We start from the raw sequence: 17,617 nt of genomic DNA, 5'->3' as shown, positions 1-17,617 counted from the left end.
AGGTCCCGGATAACGCCTTCGGCGTTTCCGGGACGACCAGAAGAGTGCAGCCCCGGAGTCGAAAAATCGCCGGTACAACAGGTTCTACGGAGAGGTGGCAGAGTGGTCGAATGCGGCGGTCTCGAAAACCGTTAACGGGTAACCCCCGTTCGAGGGTTCGAACCGAGCGCCGCAGGCGCGAGCTCGCTGAAGTGCGCAGCACTTCAGTCCGAAGGACAAGCCCGCTGAAAGCGGGCGCAGCCATCCCTCCCTCTCGCGGTCCGCAAGGACCGCCCGCCGCCAGGCGGCTTGGCATTTCCGAATGCCGTTACAATCTGGTTTTTGCGGAGAGGTGGCAGAGTGGTCGAATGCGGCGGTCTCGAAAACCGTTAACGGGTAACCCCCGTTCGAGGGTTCGAATCCCTCCCTCTCCGCCATCATTAAAAGACCCGCCCATGTGGCGGGTTTTTTAATGCTCGGGGAGCGGGGACTACGGATGAGAACCCCGGTTCGAACCGAGCCGCAGGCGAGCTCGATGCGCAGCCGGCACTGCCGGCGGAGCGACCCGAAGCGAAGCTGAGGGCAAGCACCCGCAGGGTGCGCAGTCAATCCCTCCCTCTCCGCCATCATTAAAAGACCCGCCCATGTGGCGGGTTTTTTAATGCTCGGGGAGCGGGGACTACGGATGAGAACCCCGGTTCGAACCGAGCCGCAGGCGAGCTCGATGCGCAGCCGGCACTGCCGGCGGAGCGACCCGAAGCGAAGCTGAGGGCAAGCACCCGCAGGGTGCGCAGTCAATCCCTCCCTCTCCGCCATCATTAAAAAAAACCGCCCTTGTGGCGGGTTTTTTTGATCGGGAGCGGGCGCCGAGAGTTTGGTATCTTGTGATGATCCCCACGGAAACGTCTGCCATGCCAAGAATCCCGATACTCCTGTCTGTCCTGTTACTCGCTGCCGCCACAAACGCCGAGATCGAGTACATCGAGCTGCCGGCCGGCAGCGGCAGCATGGCGCCCCATCTGGCCACACTGGAGGATGGTCAGGCCGTGTTGACCTGGCTGGAGCCTGAAGGTGATGGGCACGCGTTCCGTTTTTCGGTGATTGATGGCGGGGCGGTTTCCGATCCGATAACGATCGCGCATGGCGAGGACTGGTTTGCCAACTGGGCGGATACGCCGGGCCTGTTCGTGCTGCCGAATGGCGACTGGATGGCGCACTGGCTGGCAAAGTCGGGCCCGGCCACCTTTGCCTACGACGTGATGTTTGCCCGCAGCACCGATCAGGGGGCAAGCTGGAGTGAGCCCGCCGTGCCTCACCGGGACGGTACCCAGACCGAGCATGGCTTCGTGAGCTACTTCGCCTGGGACGAGGCCACGGCCGGAATGGTCTGGCTGGATGGCCGCTATACGGCCGAAGCGGGGGATGGTGGGCATGGGGACCATCATCATGGCCATGGCGGGGACATGACCTTGCGCACCGCGCGGATCGGGCCCGGAGATGCGATTGAAGACAAGCAGATGCTCGATGAGCGGGTATGCGACTGTTGTCAGACGGCTTCGGCGATGACCGCGCGCGGTCCGCTGGTGATCTACCGGGGTCGCAGCGACGAGGAGATCCGCGATATCTGGGCGGTCGGCCATGACGGAGAATCATGGTCCAGTCCCCGTCTGTTACACGAGGATGGCTGGATGATTGGCGGTTGCCCGGTCAACGGACCGGCGCTGATCGCCAATGGGGAGAATGTGGCAGCCGCCTGGTTCACCATGCCCGATGGTGTCCCGCAGGTGCGCGTGGCCGTTTCGCATGATGCGGGTCGCGATTTCTCCGAGCCGGTGGCGCTCGGTACGGACGAAGCGCTGGGCCGAGTGGCGCTGGATTGGCATGGCGACGGCTTTGTCCTTGCGTGGATCCGGGAGAAAGACGGTGGGGCCGAATTGGTCCTGACGCGTTTCGATGGTGCCGGCAATCAGCAGGAAACTCGTGAAGTGGTTGGCCTGGATGGTGGGCGTGTCAGTGGTTTTCCAGCCCTTGTCGTGCTCAATGACCAGCGCCTGCTGCTGGCGTGGACGACGCCGGGCGAGGACCGCCGACCCAGGGTCAGGGCAGGGCTGGTGGCGTGGAACGATTGAGAATTTTCGCTTCAGGTTATTGACCCGAAGTGCCGACATCCGTAACATTGACCGGCTTGGAAACGGGGTGTAGCGCAGCCTGGTAGCGCAACTGCTTTGGGAGCAGTAGGTCGCAGGTTCGAATCCTGCCGCCCCGACCAGCCGATTCGCGCTCTGTATGATTCGGCGATTATTCTGCGCCCGTAGCTCAACCGGATAGAGCATCGGCCTTCTAAGCCGGCGGTTGCAGGTTCGAGTCCTGCCGGGCGCGCCATGAGCCGTGGAGTCGGGTTACAATACTCGATTGTGGTGCTCAGGCACCGCGTTACAATTTGTTTTCGATGGTGGGCGTAGCTCAGTTGGTAGAGCACTGGATTGTGGCTCCAGAGGTCGCGGGTTCAACCCCCGTCGCTCACCCCAGTTTGGACCGTGGCCGGCTTTGTTGCCGGCCACGGTCGACATTGAATGCAAGAACACAATAAGACGGGCCGTTAGCTCAATTGGTAGAGCAGCTGACTCTTAATCAGTAGGTTCGGGGTTCGAGTCCCTGACGGCCCACCATTTCCACAGCCGACACCGATTTTCGGGCGGCTTGATCCAACCAAGTGACAGAACTCGAGCATGCAGGTATCCGTTGAAAAGACCGGTGATCTGGAACGGCGTATGACCGTTCAGGTGCCGGCCGACAGCATAGACAGCAAGGTTTCCGGCCGACTCAATGAACTCCGTCGCCAGGTGCGGCTCAAGGGGTTCCGTCCGGGGCGCGTGCCCATGAACATCATTCGCAAGCGGTATGGCGACCAGGTGCGGGAAGAGGTGCTGCAGCAGGTCATGCAGTCCAGCCTTGAAGAGGCCATTGGCGAGCAGTCATTCCGCGTGGCCGGCGTCTCCAGCCTGCAGCCCACGCCACCGGCAGACGGCGGAGATTTCGAGTTCACCGCTGAACTGGAAGTGTTTCCCGAGATTCCGGAGCTTGATGTCAGCGACATGGATATCGAGCGACCGAAGGCAGAGATCACGGACTCGGATGTCGATGACATGATCGAGACCCTGCGTCAGCAGCGCATCAGCTTCAAAGAGGTGGATCGCGGTGCAGCCGAGGGTGATCGCGTCAGCCTGGGGTACGTGGCCCAGGTTGATGGCGAGCGTGTTCCCGAGCAGGGTGAGCATGAAATCGCCCCCGTCATGGGCCAGTTGGCCGCCTTCCCGGCGCTAGAAGAGGCGCTGGCGGGCGTGAAGGGAGGCGAGGAGAAGGACATCGAGCTGACTTTCCCGGACAACTATGGCTACGAAGCCTTGGCCGGCAAGACCGCGCAGGTCCAACTGACGGTCAAGACGGTCGAGGAATCGGAGCTGCCGGAAGTCGACGAGTCCTTCGCCGAAGCGTTTGGTATCGAAGGCGGTGTCGAAGAGTTGCGCGACGGCGTTCGCAAGAACCTGGAACGCGAGATGCGCCAGGCGGTGAACAACCGCTTGCGGCAGGTCGTGACCGATGGCCTGGGTGAGCGGTTTTCGGATCTGCCAGTGCCGGCCAGTCGGGTGAGCCAGGAAGTCCAGCAGCTCCAGGCCCAGCTCAAGCAGCAGACCGGTCAGCAGCCACCGGCGGCCGAAAAGCTGCGGGCAAGCGCCGAGCAGCGTGTTCGGCTGGGTATGTTGCTCGGCGAGCTGGCACGCCAGAATAATATCGAGATCGATCCCGCGCGAGTCCAGGCGCGCATCGAGGAAGTGGCCGAAACCTACGATCAGCCGTCCGAGGTCATTGAACTCTACCGGTCTGAACCGCATCTGATGGATCAGATAGAGAACGTGGTGCTCGAGGACCAGGTGATCGACTGGGTGCTCGAGAACGCCAAGGTTGAAGACAAGGAAATGACATTCCGGGAGCTGATGGGTCGCGAATGAACGAAAAAGCCCTCAATCTGGTACCGATGGTCGTAGAGCAGTCCGCACGCGGCGAGCGGGCCTATGACATTTACTCCCGCCTGCTCAAGGAGCGGGTGATCTTCATTGTCGGTCCCATTGAGGACTACGCGGCCAATCTCATCGTCGCCCAGTTGCTCTACCTGGAATCGGAGAATCCGGAGAAGGACATCAACGTCTATATCAATTCCCCGGGTGGGTCGGTTACCGCCGGCATGGCGATCTACGACACCATGCAGTTCGTCAAGCCCGACGTGGCAACCATGTGTGTCGGCCAGGCCGCCAGCATGGGCGCGCTGCTGCTGGCTGCCGGTGCCAACGGCAAGCGCCTTGCGCTGCCGCACTCGCGGGTCATGATTCACCAGCCGCTGGGCGGTTTCCAGGGCCAGGCTTCGGATATCGACATCCACGCCCGCGAAATCCTGAAGATGAAGGACACCCTCAACCGGATTCTCCAGAAACATACCGGTCAGCCGCTCGAAACTATCGAGGCCGATACCGACCGTGACAAGTTCATGTCGGCTGAAGATGCTCGCGAGTACGGGCTTGTTGACGAAGTGCTGAGTCAGCGCCAGGCACAATAGTCTGCACCGTTTTCGGGTAAACTGATTGACAACGGCAAGCGGCGAGGAAGACCAGACAGCTCATGAGTGAATCGAACAGCGACGGCAAGATTCTCTATTGTTCGTTCTGCGGAAAGAGCCAGCACGAGGTCCGCAAGCTGATTGCCGGGCCCAGCGTTTACATCTGTGACGAGTGTGTCGAGCTGTGTAACGACATTATTCGCGAGGAGCTTGAGGGCGCCGCTTCGGACGAACGCGAGAGCCTGCCGACACCGCACGAGATTCACGACTTTCTCGACAAGTACGTCATCGGCCAACAGGCAGCCAAGAAAGTGCTGTCGGTTGCGGTCTATAACCATTACAAGCGCCTGGAGTCCTCGCGGCATCGCGACGACGTCGAACTGGCCAAGTCCAATATTCTGCTGATTGGCCCGACCGGCTCGGGCAAGACCTTGCTGGCCGAAACGCTGGCCAGAATGCTCAACGTGCCGTTCACCATTGCGGATGCCACGACGCTCACCGAGGCCGGCTACGTGGGCGAGGATGTCGAGAACATCATCCAGAAACTGCTCCAGAAGTGTGACTACGATGTCGACAAGGCGCAGCAGGGTATCGTCTACATCGATGAGATCGACAAGATTTCCCGCAAGGCGGAGAACCCGTCGATTACCCGCGACGTATCGGGCGAAGGGGTGCAGCAGGCCCTGCTCAAACTCATCGAGGGCACCATGGCTTCGGTGCCGCCACAGGGTGGTCGCAAACATCCGCAGCAGGAGTTCTTGCAGGTCGACACCCGCAATATCCTGTTTATCGTTGGCGGCGCGTTTGCCGGCCTGGACAAGGTTATCCAGGCCCGCTCCCAGTCTGCCGGTATTGGTTTCAAGGCCGAAGTGCGCAGTGCGGACTCCGACGACCTGTCCAGGCTGCTGGCCGAGGTCGAGCCGGAGGACCTCATCCGCTATGGTCTGATCCCTGAGTTCGTCGGGCGCCTGCCCGTCGTGGCCACGCTGGCCGAGCTCGACGAGGATGTGCTGGTCCGGATCCTGACCGAGCCGAAGAATGCGGTGGTCAAGCAGTTTTGCAAACTGTTCGAAATGGACAACTGCGAGCTGGAAGTGCGTGAAGATGCCCTGCATGCGATTGCACGCAAGGCGATGGAGCGCAAGACCGGTGCTCGGGGACTGCGGACCATCATTGAGAATGTCCTGCTGGACTGCATGTATGACCTGCCGTCGACCGATAACGTCAGCAAGGTGGTCATCGATGAGGCCGTGATCAATGGCGAGGCCTCGCCCTACCTGATATACGAAGGCAAGCAGCGAGCCGGGGCTGAATCCTGATTCATTTCGCTGGCTACGGTCGCCCCGTCGGCCCCGGGCGGGTAGCGCGTGCTTGAATCGCGCATCGCCGGCGCCAATATCTCTTTCATCTCAACTGCAAATCGCGCCGGCCGCTAGGCTGCGCAAGGTAATCGAGAATCCCCATGGCAAGTTACGAAGCCGAGAATGCTCCGCGTCAACCCACGCCGGTTCTGAGCCTGCGAGATGTCGTCGTGTATCCGCACATGGTTATCCCGCTGTTCGTTGGACGGGACAAGTCCGTGCGGGCGCTGGAAGAGTGCATGAATGTCGACAAGCGGATCCTGCTGGTCACGCAGAAGGATCCGGAGGTGGAATCGCCTGGAAAGGATGAGCTATTCGATCACGGGACCATCGCCAGCATTCTGCAGATGCTGCGTTTGCCCGATGGCACGACCAAGGTGCTGGTCGAGGGTGTCGAGCGGGTGCGCGTCATGGAGCTCGATGAAGACGAGGACTTTCTGTCGGCCCGCTGGGAATATCTGCCGGCGCCGGAGGACGAGGATCCCCGCACCCTCGAGGTCACCACGCGCAGCCTGATGGAGCAGTTCGAACATTACGTCAAGCTAAGCCGGAAAGTACCGCCTGAGCTGCTGACCACGCTGTCCGGCATCGAAGACCCGAGCCGCCTGGCCGATACGATAGCAGCGCATCTCGGTGTTCGTATCGAGGACAAGCAGCATATCCTCGAGATTCCTTCCGTGCGAGCTCGCATGGAACACCTCATGGGTCTGATCGAGGGCGAGATCGATGTCCTCAAGCTCGAAAAGCGCATCCGTGGCCGGGTCAAGACGCAGATGGAAAAGAGCCAGCGCGAGTACTACCTCAACGAGCAGATGAAGGCCATCCAGAAGGAGCTGGGTGATCTGGACGAAACGGGCAATGACCTGGGTGACCTCGAAACACGTATCGAGAAATCCGGCATGCCCAAAGAAGCGATGGAGAAAGCCACCAGCGAGTTCAAGAAGCTCAAGATGATGTCGCCGATGTCGGCCGAGGCGACAGTGGTGCGCAACTACCTGGACTGGATGATCAGCCTGCCCTGGAAGAAGCGCAGCCGGATCAGCAATGACATCAAGGCTGCCGAGGAGACTCTCGAGGCCGATCATTTCGGTCTGGAACGAGTCAAGGAGCGCATTCTCGAGTACCTGGCCGTGCAGCAACGCGTCAAGAAGCTCAAGGGGCCGATCCTTTGCCTGGTCGGGCCGCCCGGTGTCGGCAAGACTTCCCTGGGGCGCTCCATTGCCCGTGCCACCGGGCGCAAGTTCGTGCGCATGAGTCTGGGTGGGGTGCGTGATGAGGCCGAGATTCGCGGCCATCGGCGAACCTACATTGGTTCGTTGCCTGGTCGGGTCTTGCAGAGCCTGGCCAAGGTCGAATCAAGAAACCCGCTGTTCATGCTCGATGAACTCGACAAGATGTCGATGGACTTTCGCGGCGATCCGTCTTCGGCCCTGCTGGAGGTGCTGGATCCCGAGCAGAACAACACCTTCAGCGACCACTATCTTGAAGTGGATTTCGACCTGTCCGAAGTCATGTTCCTGGCGACCGCAAACTCCTTGAATATTCCGGCGCCGTTGCTTGACCGGATGGAGATCATCCGGATCCCGGGCTACACGGAAGATGAGAAGCTCAATATCGCCACGCGTTACTTGCTGCCCAAACAATTGGAACAGCACGGGCTCAATGATGGCGAGCTGACGGTCAGCGAAGGGGCGATTATTGACATCATCCGGCACTATACCCGCGAGGCGGGTGTGCGCAACCTGGAGCGCGAGATCGCCAAGATCTGCCGCAAGGTGGTCAAGGAACTCAGTCTTGACAAGAAGCTTGAACGTCGGCAGGTAACCGTTCGCAATCTCGACAAGTATCTCGGGGTCAGGCGCCATCGTTACGGCCGGGCGGAGGAGCAGAACGAGATCGGCCAGGTAACCGGGCTGGCATGGACAGAGGTGGGTGGCGAGTTGCTGCAGATCGAGGCCACCGCGGTCCCCGGCAAGGGCAAACTGACCCACACCGGGCAGCTTGGCAACGTGATGCAGGAGTCCGTGCAAGCGGCCCTGTCGGTGGTGCGTTCGCGCGCGCGTGCCTTGGGTATCGCCGAGGATTTCCACCAGAATCGCGACATCCACATTCACGTTCCCGAAGGTGCCACCCCCAAGGACGGACCGAGCGCCGGCATTGCCATGGTGACAGCGCTGGTTTCGGTGCTGACCGAGGTGCCGGTGAGGGCCGACGTGGCCATGACCGGAGAGATCACACTGCGCGGCAAGGTGCTGCCAATTGGCGGCCTGAAGGAAAAATTGCTGGCGGCCCTGCGTGGAGGCATTGAACTGGTTCTGATTCCGGAGGAAAACGAGAAGGACCTTGTCGAGATCCCCGAACGCATCAAGAAAGATCTGGATATCCGTCCAGTCAAGTGGATCGATGACGTGCTCGAGGTTGCTCTTGCCGGCCTGCCTCAGGGCAAGTCTGACAAGGAACCGGATGCCACGGCGGGTTCGCGCGAAAGCTCCGAGCCGGGAGTCCGGGCGCATTGATGACCGAAATATGGTGCGGTGAGGCCGTTTGTGGGCAGATTAAGTCGCTTTTGGGTGGATTTCCTGTTGATGGCAAACCTGTCGTGATATAACATCCTCTGCCATCAGACGGTCGGTTGCTGTCGGGGGGTTGTTACACGTTTTTCAGCACCGCGGGGACTGGCCACTGCAATCCACAAAAGATATAATGTCTGGAGAGAGACGAATATGAATAAATCTGAACTGATTGATAGCATTTCTGCTGATTCTGGTTTGTCAAAGGCAGATGCTCAGCGCGCACTTGACGCGACCATTGATTCGATCACCAAGGCGCTGAAGAAGGGCGACACCGTCTCGCTGGTCGGCTTTGGAACCTTTTCTGTCAAGGAGCGCGCCGCTCGCACCGGCCGTAACCCTGCAACCGGTGAAACAATCAAGATCAAGGCATCGAAGAATCCTTCATTCAAGGCTGGTAAAGGCTTCAAGGATGCGATAAAATAACGGGCTTGTGCCCGGGGTGCTTAGCTCAGCTGGGAGAGCATCGCCCTTACAAGGCGAGGGTCGGAGGTTCGAGCCCTCCAGCACCCACCAGGACAAGGAGTGGTAGTTCAGTTGGTTAGAATACCGGCCTGTCACGCCGGGGGTCGCGGGTTCGAGTCCCGTCCACTCCGCCAATAGCTCGCAGGGCGCCCATGTGGCGCCCTGCGCATTTCTGACAGTGCAAAACATGCGGAGTCCGTCGCCCAATGCTTCAGGCCATTCGTGATCGTGTCACCGGCATCGTAGCCATCTTCGTACTCGGGCTGCTGGCCGTTCCCTTTCTGTTCTTCGGTATGGAGAGCTACATGCGGGCGGTGCCGCAGGATGCCGTGGCGGTGGTCGGTGACGACGAGATTCCGGGCAACGAATTCCAGGCCGAGTTCGCCCGCCACCGGGCGGAGCTGCGACAGCAAATGGGCGATGACTACGACGACATCGCCACCAACCAGCCGACCTATCGTCGCGAGTTTCTCGAGACCATGATCGACGAGTTGTTGTTGCGGCAGCATACCGAGCAGCTCGGGCTGGTGGTTTCCGATCGTGCCATTGCCGAAGTGTTGCGCCAGGTGCCGCAATTTCAGATCGACGGTCAGTTCAATCCGCAGGCTTACCGCATGGCGCTGAGTGCTGCCGGCCAGACGCCGCGTTCGTTTGAGCAGGAGTTGCGCCAGGATGTGTTGGCCCGACTGCTGCCGGGGGCGATTGCCGACACCGTCATCGTTACCGAAGCAGAAATCGACCGTCATATCCGGTTGCAGAACCAGACCCGGCAGTTTGCCATGGTCGAGATTCCCGTCGAGCGCTTCCACGACGATATCGATGTGACCGATGCCGATGTCGAGGCCTATTATGAAGACAACCTGGAGGCTTTCACGACCGAGGAAGCCGTTCGCCTGGCCTATGTCGAACTGATTGCTGAGGATCTGGTCACCGATGCCACCCTGGACGAAGACGAATTGCGTCGGCGCTACGAGGCGGCCCGTGAGCGTTACCTGACCCCGGAGGCTCGGCGGGCTTCCCATATCCTCATCGAGACAACGGATGAGCGCGACGAGCTCGCTGCACGCGAACTGGCGCGTGAATTGCGTGATCGGATCGCCGACGGCGAAGACTTCGCTGAACTGGCCAGAGAGTATTCAGACGACTTCGTCTCGGCCGAGCAGGGTGGGGACCTGGGCTGGATCGAGCCCGATGACATGGTCGAGGCATTCGAGGATGCGCTGTATGCGATGGATTCCGAAGGCGATTTGTCAGAGCCCGTTGAAACCCGCTTCGGCTGGCATGTCATCCGCCTGGACGATATCCGGCCGCCGGAAGGAATGAGCTTCGAGGAGGCGCGTTCCGAGATTCTCGAGGAGTACGTCGAGCGGCAGCGCGAGGATCTTTATATCGAACTGTCTGAGCGCATGGTCGACCTGGTGTTTGCCGACGACAGCAGTCTGGAGCCCCTGGCTGATGATCTGGGCCTGGAGATTCAGCACACCGAGCGCTTTACCCGGGCTGGTGGTGACGGTATTGCTGCCAACTCCGAAGTGGTCGAGGCTGCTTTTTCCGACCTGGTGCTGGTCGAGGGTGCCGTCTCAGATCCCATCGAGCTGAGCCGCAATCACATGGTGGCGATCAAGGTTGACGAGCATTTCCCGGCCGAGCCGCGTCCGCTGGCCGAGGTGGAAAGCGAGATCCGCAGTCTTATCATCGATGAGCGGGCGGCGGAGATGGCGCGTGAATTGGCACAGCGCATCGTTGAGGCGGCTGGAGACGGCGGCGTCGACCTGGCCGCAGCGGCAGAAGCCGAAGGTCTGGATGTCGAAGAATTTGATCGCGTTGGCCGCAATGATTTTCAGCATGGTCCTGAATTCGTACAGGCCCTGTTCCGTCTGCAGGATCCGGGTGAAGCACCTGAGCTTCACATCCTACCGCGCCAGGGCAGCCATGCCGTGGTGCGCCTGGAAGCAGTTCGGCCGGGAGAGCCGGCGGCCGCGTCCGACATGGAGCGCAACCTGGCGCGCCAGCAGATCCAGTTTTCGCGAATGGGCTACGAGATTACGGGTTTGATCGAATGGCTGCGCGATAACACTCGCATCCGGGTCGTTGAAGAGCGGTTGTGACGCGAGAGAAAAGTGAAAGGTAAGAGGTGAAAGGTGAAAGGATATTCTCTGCACCGTTCGTCAGACAAGCATGAAAAAAGCCGGGCAATGCCCGGCTTTTTTCATGTCGTCTTCCGTCTTCCGTCTCCCGTCTCCCGTCTCCCGACTACTCCAGCCCGGCCATGCCGACGATGTTGTAGCCGGCATCGACGTAGGTGATCTCGCCGGTGATGCCGCCGGCCAGGTCTGAACACAGGAAGGCGGCGGTGTTGCCGACGTCCTCGGTGGTCACACTGCGGCGAAGGGGGGCGGTGGCTTCGACATGGTCCAGCATGCTGCGGAACTTCGAGATGCCCGCGGCGGCCAGGGTCTTGATCGGGCCGGCCGAGATGCCGTTGACGCGAATGCCGTCGGGTCCCAGTCCATGAGCCAGGTAGCGTACCGACGCTTCCAGGGATGCCTTGGCCAGTCCCATGACGTTGTAGCTGGGCATGGCCCGTACCGCGCCCAGATAGCTGAGCGTGAGCATTGACGCTTTTCGGTCTTTCATCAAGGGACGGCCGGCCCTGGCCAGCGCGGCAAAGCTGTAGCTCGATATGTCGTGGGCAATGCGGAAGCCTTCGCGATCAATCACGTCGGCGAATTCACCCTCGAGTTGCTCACGTGGCGCAAAGCCCACGGCGTGGATGATGTTGTCCAGCCCCTGCCATTCGTTGCCGAGCGTTTCGAATACCTGCTCGATCTGCTCGTCTTCGGCCACATCCAGCGGCAGCACGAGCTTCGAGCCGGTTTTCTCGGCAATCTTCTCGACGCGTGAACGCAGCTTGTCATTCTGGTAGGTGAACGCCAGTTCCGCACCTTCGCGGTGCATGGCTTCGGCGATGCCCCATGCGATCGAGCGCGGGCTGGCAACACCGACGATGAGGGCTTTCTTGCCGTCCAGCATGCCCATTGGTCTGACTCCCTTGATTTGTTGGTTGGAAAGCGCGAATTGTACCGCGAACAAGACTCTTCACTGTACGCTGGCGAATCCTTGCTATAATGCCGACCGACCGATCGGTCAGGCGAGGAGATAATGGTTCAGACGACACAAGGTGGGTCGGAAGCGGTGACTGCGGCGAAGGATGCTGGATCTGGTCGGCAACGGCTGCTCACAGCGGCTGCCGAAGAGTTTTCCGAGCATGGTTATGCCGGTGCATCGATTGCCGCCATTGCCGCGCGTGCCGGAGTGGGCAAGTCGACGATTTTTCATCACTTCGAGTCCAAGGATGCGCTGTATCTGGCGGTGATCGAGGCGGCGGCCGGGGAGTTCGCCCGTACCCTCGATCAAGTGCTCGACGGGACGCGCGATGTGCACGACAGTCTGGCCGAGTTCCAGTTGGCACACTTACAGCACATGTTTCGCAACGGGAAGGTGGCCGCGCTGGTATTGCGCGAGTTGCGTGGCGAAGGGCCCGGCAAGGTGGCCGGGCAGGTGCGCGATGTCGTGGCGGGAAACTTTCAGAGGCTGGTGAATTATCTGGCAGCCGTGCGTGAACTTGGGGGTATTCGCCAGGATGTCGAGCCCCGTGTGGCTGCGCTGACGATGTTGTCGGTCAATGCCTTTGCCTTTCAGTTTCGCGAGGTTCTGAGAGATTTTCCCGGTCTGGATGTCGAGCAGGCGCCGGATCGGTTCGCCGCCGCGGTCACCGACCTGGTGTTTCGCGGCCTCAAAGTGATACCAGAAGCAAAAGGCGACAAGGAATGAAGACCTCAAGCGCTAAATTGCTCATCCTCCTGTTGTTGCTGATTATCACGGGATGCGCGCGCGACGACGAAGACGATTCCTCCGAGCGGCGCACCGCGGTAACAGTGAAGGTGGCCGAGAGTCGGGAGCTGGAGCGACGCGAAGTATCCGTGGGGCGGCTGGAAACGACTTCCGCGCCAGCCGTGGCTGCCGAGACGGCCGGACGGGTCGCGCGGATTCACCGGGATGCCGGTGACCAGATCGAAGCGGGTGATTTGCTCGCTGAGCTGGAAGGGCAGCCACAGCGTATCGCGGTCAATGCCGCTCGGGCCGAGGTGCGGCGACTGCAGGCCTTGCTGGACAATGAACAGCGTCGGGCCGATCGACTGACCCGCCTGGCCGAGCGTCAATCCGTGGCGCAGGACCAGCTCGACGAGGCCACAACAGCCGTGGAGGGATTTGAGGCGCAGCTGGAATCGGCCCAGGCTCGACTCGAGGATGCCGAGTACAACCTGGAGCGGACCCGAATGATCAGCCCGGTCAGTGGAAGAGTGCAGCGCCGCATGGTCAGCGCCGGTGATTTCGTGAGTGTCGGCCAGGTAGCTTTCGAGCTGGTCTCCGATGAAAAACTGCGTGCCATTCTGCCTCTGCCCGAACACCTGCAGGATCGGATCGAGCCGGGGCTGCCGGTACGTCTTTCCATTCCCGCCCGTCCCGACGAGGCGGTGGATGCCACGCTCACCGAGTTGCGACCGGCGGTGGGGGAGCGCTCGCGTGCCATAGAGGTGATCGTGGAGCTCGACAATCCGGGTAGCTGGCGGCCCGGCGGCTCGGTCAAGGGTGAAGTTATCGTTTCACGCCACGAAGCCGTGGTGGTATCTCCTGCCAGCCTGGTGCGGCGACCGGCCGGGCAGGTGGTATTCGTGGCCGAAGCGGGGCGTGCCTTGCAGCGCGAGGTGGAAACCGGGCTGCGCACGGCCGATCATGTCGAGATTGTCGAGGGACTGGAAGCGGGTGAAAAGGTGGTGGTCGATGGTGCGGGCTTTCTCAGTGATGATGCCGCCATCGAGGTTCGCGACGAAGGAGCGGGCTCATGACGCTACCGGAGTTGGCCATTCGGCGCCATGTGCTCGCCTACATGGTATCGGCGGTCATGGTGTTGTTCGGCCTGATCGGATTCAACCGCATCGGCGTCGATCGCTTTCCGGAAATCGAGTTTCCCCTGGTCTCGGTCACCACGGTCCTTCCGGGCGCCAGCCCGGAGGTCGTGGAGGCCAGTGTCAGTTCCATCGTCGAAGGGGCCGTCAACAGTGTGCCTGGCATTGATTTCGTGCAATCGACCTCGTCGCCGGGTGTATCCAATGTTCTGATTACCTTCAACCTGGCCAAGGACATCGATGTGGCCTTCAACGAGGTTCAGGCGAAGGTCAACCAGATCGTGCGTCAGTTGCCACAAGATGCAGAGCCGCCCGTAGTGGCCAAGGTCGAGGTCGATGCCAGCCCGATCATGTGGATCTCCCTGCAGGGAGATCGCACCCTGCAGCAGCTCAACCAGTATGCCGACAATGTCATCAGACAGCGCCTGGAAACCATTGATGGTGTCGGGGAGGTGCGCATTGGCGGACGGCGCGAACGGACCATCCGGGTCGAGGTCGATCTCGACCGCATGGCTGCCTATGGCGTCACCCCGAATGACATTCAGCAGGCTTTTGCCGGTGAGCACATACAGTTCCCCGGGGGCTTCCTGGTGTCCGGGCAGACCGAGTCGCTGGTCAAGCTCGATCTCGAGTTTCACAGCGTGGAAGCGCTTGAAGAGATGATCGTGCGCTATGCGGATGGGGCGCCAGTCCGTTTATCGGATTTCGCCGAGGTCGTTGACGGCCTGGCCGACTTCCGTTCGCTGGCCCGCTTCAACGGCGAACCGAATGTCGGGCTGGGGATCGTGAAGATCGCCGGCACCAACACCGTGGCCATTGTCGATGCCGTGCGCGAGCGGCTGGAAGAAGAGATCATTCCGCAATTGCCCCCCGGCATGAAGATTCAGATTGCCTCGGACGATTCGGAGATGATTCGAGAAATCGTTCAGGCACTGCAGGAGCACTTGGTCGAAGGGGCTCTGCTTGCCGCGCTCGTGGTGCTGATCTTCCTGCGATCCTGGCGCGCAACCATCATTATTGCACTGGCCATCCCGGTATCTCTGCTGGCTGCCATTGCCGTCATCTTCTTGATGGGCTACACCTTCAATACGATGACGCTGCTGGCCCTGCTGCTGCTGATCGGGGTGGTGGTCGATGATGCCATTGTGGTGCTGGAGAATATCTATCGGCACCGGCAGGATGTCGACCCGGATCCGGAGAAAGCGGCAATCTCCGGTTCCAATCAGGTCTTTTTCGCCATTATTGCGACCACCCTGACGCTGGTCTCCATCTTCGCCTCTGTGGTCTTTCTGGGTGGCATCATCGGTCGTTTCTTTGAATCCTTTGCGGTGACCGTCACGGTGGGCGTGCTGGCCTCGTCACTGGTTGCGCTGACCCTGACTCCCGTGCTCAGTGCCCGTTTTCTGCGGGTACGTCGTCGCGGCGAGACACGTGGCCGAACCTATCGTGCACTGGACCGTTTCTTCTCCGGGCTCAATCGCGGCTACCGTCGATTGCTGGAATGGAGCCTCGGGCATCGCTGGAGCGTGATTGGCCTGGCGTTTCTGGTGGTACTCAGTTCCGGCCTGTTCTTCGCCACCATCGATTCGGAGTTCGTGCCCGAGGAGGATGAGGGTCGCTTCGTCGTGTTCTTTCGCGCGCCACTGGGCACCGGTATTGAAGCCACCGATCGCTACCTGACCGAAATTGAGCAGGTGCTGGGTTCGCGTGAAGAGGTGCGCAGCTATTTCACGGCCATCGGTCTTGGTGCCGCCGGTGAGGTCAACCGGGGTATTGCCTTTGCGCGCATGGTCGAACGGGACCAACGCGACATCCGTCAGCAGGACTTTCTGGCAGAACTGCGCAATGAGCTGGCTGAAATTCCGGGGGTTATTGCCTTTGCCGCGCCGCCGTCCATCGTGGGTGGTCAGCGTGGCGATCCGCTACAGTTTGCCGTTACCGGGCCCGACCTGGATCGAGTGGCCGAGCTGGCCCGGCAAATGCGTGATCGCCTGCAAGACGTGGAGGGCATGGGGCAGTTGGACCTGGATCTGCAACTGGATCTTCCGCAGATCGATGTTGAAGTCGACCGCATCCGCACCGCCGAGCTGGGCATGCGCTCGGCCGATGTGGCTTTTGCCGTCAATATGCTGGTCGGCGGGCTGGATATCGCACGCTACAACGATGAACCCGGCGATGGCGAGCGCTACGACATACGCGTCAAGGCCGCCGAAGGGCAGATCAGCAGCCCCGATGATCTGAATCGCATTTTCATGCGCAGCGCCGAAGGCGAGCTGGTGCGCCTTGACGCCGTGGCGCGTGGCCTGGAGCGCCTGGCGCCCGCGGTCATATCACGGTTCGATCTCAACTATGCTGCTGACTTCTACGGCAACCCCGAGATGTCGCTGGCCGCCGCCATCGAGGCCATCGACGAGATTGCCGAAGACGTCCTGCCCCTGGGCTTCCAGGTCGACTACAAGGCCGAGGCCAGAGAATTCCAGCAGACACTGCAATACGTGCTGTTCGCCTTCTTCCTGGCCATCGTGCTGGTCTTCATTGTTCTGGCCAGCCAGTTCAATTCCTTTATTCAGCCGCTGATCGTGATGGTGGCCCAGCCCCTGGCGGTCATCGGTGGCGTCATGCTGCTGTGGCTGACCGGCAACTCGCTCAATATCTATTCAATGATCGGCATGGTGCTGCTGGTCGGGCTGGTGGCCAAGAACTCCATCTTGCTGGTGGACCTGACCAACCAGTTCCGGGCGGCCGGGAAGGAGGTCGACGAAGCGTTGCGCAATGCCTGCCCGATCAGGTTGCGGCCAGTGCTGATGACTTCCCTGACCGTCATACTCGCTCTGACCCCACCAGCTCTTGGCCTGGGTGCGGGTGCCGACACCAACGGGCCACTGGCCATCGCGGTGATCGGCGGCATGATCAGCTCGACCCTGCTCACACTGGTGGTGGTCCCCGCCGTATACTCTCTGGTCGAAAACCGCATGCAGCGGATCAAGAACCGACACGCAGCAGAAGGAGCATGATCACAATGAGGTTGATAGCTGTTTCCGGTAGCCTGAGGAAGCGCTCATTCAATACCCGGCTGGCTGAGCTGATGAGCGAACTGGCGCCCGAAGGTGTCGAGCTGGACATGCAAACCTTGCACGGAATTCCGCTCTATGACGGCGATCTGGAAGAAAAAGAGGGCGTTCCCGCAGCCGTGAAGGGCCTGCGCACCCAGATCCAGGAAGCTGATGGGCTGATTCTCGTCACCCCCGAATACAACGCGGGAATACCCGGCGTGCTGAAGAATGCGCTCGACTGGCTGACCCGCCCGGGCGAGGAAATGAAACCCACCTTCGGCGGCCGCAAGACCGCCATTGCCGGCGCCACGCCAGGCGCCTGGGGCACGGCCTTTGCCCAGGCCGGCGCCCTGATCAACCTCCGCCAGCTCGGCTGCGAGCTGTATCCAGGCTACCTGCGTGTCTCCAGAGCCGCCGACCGCTTCACCGCAAGCGGTGCCGACGAAAAGCTGCGTGAACAGGTAACAAAATGGCTACAAGGGTTTATTGAGTTCACCCAATAGCTCCCAGAACCTAGATCCTAGAACCTCGAACCTCGAACCTCGAACCTTGAGCTTATCGACACATAGCTTACAGATTATTCCGGACACATGGTTTACACATTGGC

The 17,617-nt window shown here is 60.7% G+C and carries 12 protein-coding genes and 8 tRNA genes; 19 read left to right on the top strand and 1 reads right to left on the bottom strand.

What is annotated here, in order from left to right:
* Window positions 1-94: 94 nt before the first annotated feature.
* The 15 genes from IC757_RS10765 (at window position 95) to IC757_RS10695 (ending at window position 11,095) form a co-directional block, all read left to right on the top strand.
* Window positions 95-175 (top strand) — tRNA-Ser (locus IC757_RS10765).
* Between the two features lie 150 nt (window positions 176-325).
* A tRNA-Ser gene (locus IC757_RS10760) sits at window positions 326-416 on the top strand.
* A 474-nt stretch (window positions 417-890) separates the two neighbouring features.
* Window positions 891-2,108 (top strand): sialidase family protein, encoded by a 1,218-nt coding sequence (locus IC757_RS10755; RefSeq protein ID WP_190974316.1) that lies wholly within the window; start codon window positions 891-893, stop codon window positions 2,106-2,108.
* Between the two features lie 63 nt (window positions 2,109-2,171).
* Window positions 2,172-2,248 (top strand) — tRNA-Pro (locus IC757_RS10750).
* Window positions 2,249-2,284: 36 nt separating this feature from the next.
* Window positions 2,285-2,361: transfer RNA gene (locus tag IC757_RS10745), tRNA-Arg, on the top strand.
* Window positions 2,362-2,431: 70 nt separating this feature from the next.
* Window positions 2,432-2,507, top strand: a tRNA-His gene (locus IC757_RS10740).
* Between the two features lie 65 nt (window positions 2,508-2,572).
* Window positions 2,573-2,648 (top strand) — tRNA-Lys (locus tag IC757_RS10735).
* A 60-nt stretch (window positions 2,649-2,708) separates the two neighbouring features.
* A complete protein-coding gene (gene tig, locus IC757_RS10730; RefSeq protein ID WP_190974315.1) occupies window positions 2,709-3,989 on the top strand; it encodes a trigger factor in 1,281 nt (426 codons plus the stop codon).
* A complete protein-coding gene (gene clpP, locus IC757_RS10725; protein ID WP_190974314.1) occupies window positions 3,986-4,591 on the top strand; it encodes an ATP-dependent Clp endopeptidase proteolytic subunit ClpP in 606 nt (201 codons plus the stop codon). Before tig ends, clpP begins: the two co-directional genes overlap by 4 nt.
* A 62-nt stretch (window positions 4,592-4,653) precedes the next feature.
* On the top strand, window positions 4,654-5,910 hold the full coding sequence (gene clpX, locus IC757_RS10720) for an ATP-dependent Clp protease ATP-binding subunit ClpX (RefSeq protein WP_190974313.1): 1,257 nt from the start codon (window positions 4,654-4,656) through the stop codon (window positions 5,908-5,910).
* Window positions 5,911-6,053: 143 nt separating this feature from the next.
* Complete coding sequence (gene lon / locus IC757_RS10715; RefSeq protein WP_190974312.1) at window positions 6,054-8,468, top strand: endopeptidase La; 2,415 nt, start codon at window positions 6,054-6,056, stop codon at window positions 8,466-8,468.
* Between the two features lie 171 nt (window positions 8,469-8,639).
* On the top strand, window positions 8,640-8,948 hold the full coding sequence (locus IC757_RS10710) for an HU family DNA-binding protein (RefSeq protein ID WP_223846351.1): 309 nt from the start codon (window positions 8,640-8,642) through the stop codon (window positions 8,946-8,948).
* Window positions 8,949-8,962: 14 nt separating this feature from the next.
* Window positions 8,963-9,038, top strand: a tRNA-Val gene (locus IC757_RS10705).
* Window positions 9,039-9,044: 6 nt separating this feature from the next.
* Window positions 9,045-9,121: transfer RNA gene (locus IC757_RS10700), tRNA-Asp, on the top strand.
* A 72-nt stretch (window positions 9,122-9,193) separates the two neighbouring features.
* Window positions 9,194-11,095: a SurA N-terminal domain-containing protein gene (locus IC757_RS10695; protein WP_190974310.1), complete on the top strand. Its 1,902-nt coding sequence runs from the start codon at window positions 9,194-9,196 to the stop codon at window positions 11,093-11,095.
* A gap of 145 nt (window positions 11,096-11,240) precedes the next feature.
* On the opposite strand, the gene IC757_RS10690 is transcribed toward IC757_RS10695, so the two are convergent.
* On the bottom strand, window positions 11,241-12,026 hold the full coding sequence (locus IC757_RS10690) for an enoyl-ACP reductase (RefSeq protein ID WP_190974309.1): 786 nt from the start codon (window positions 12,024-12,026) through the stop codon (window positions 11,241-11,243).
* Between the two features lie 123 nt (window positions 12,027-12,149).
* Here IC757_RS10690 and IC757_RS10685 point away from each other — a divergent pair, with 123 nt between their 5' ends.
* The 4 genes from IC757_RS10685 to IC757_RS10670 are packed head-to-tail and all read left to right on the top strand — an operon-like array spanning window position 12,150 to window position 17,513.
* Window positions 12,150-12,821 carry a TetR/AcrR family transcriptional regulator gene (locus IC757_RS10685; RefSeq protein ID WP_190974308.1) on the top strand — a complete coding sequence of 224 codons (672 nt, stop codon included), beginning with the start codon at window positions 12,150-12,152 and terminating at the stop codon, window positions 12,819-12,821.
* Entirely contained in the window at window positions 12,818-13,897 is a 1,080-nt protein-coding gene (locus tag IC757_RS10680) for an efflux RND transporter periplasmic adaptor subunit (RefSeq protein WP_190974307.1), read from the top strand. The genes IC757_RS10685 and IC757_RS10680 overlap by 4 nt, the downstream gene beginning before the upstream one ends.
* Window positions 13,894-16,971: an efflux RND transporter permease subunit gene (locus IC757_RS10675; protein WP_190974306.1), complete on the top strand. Its 3,078-nt coding sequence runs from the start codon at window positions 13,894-13,896 to the stop codon at window positions 16,969-16,971. The genes IC757_RS10680 and IC757_RS10675 overlap by 4 nt, the downstream gene beginning before the upstream one ends.
* Complete coding sequence (locus tag IC757_RS10670; RefSeq protein WP_317976349.1) at window positions 16,968-17,513, top strand: NADPH-dependent FMN reductase; 546 nt, start codon at window positions 16,968-16,970, stop codon at window positions 17,511-17,513. Before IC757_RS10675 ends, IC757_RS10670 begins: the two co-directional genes overlap by 4 nt.
* The last annotated feature ends 104 nt before the right edge of the window (window positions 17,514-17,617 follow it).

This window comes from Wenzhouxiangella sp. AB-CW3 (assembly GCF_014725735.1).
Taxonomy (GTDB): domain Bacteria; phylum Pseudomonadota; class Gammaproteobacteria; order Xanthomonadales; family Wenzhouxiangellaceae; genus Wenzhouxiangella.
Note: the sequence above shows the minus strand (reverse complement) of the source record. Positions and strands in the feature narration are given on the sequence as shown.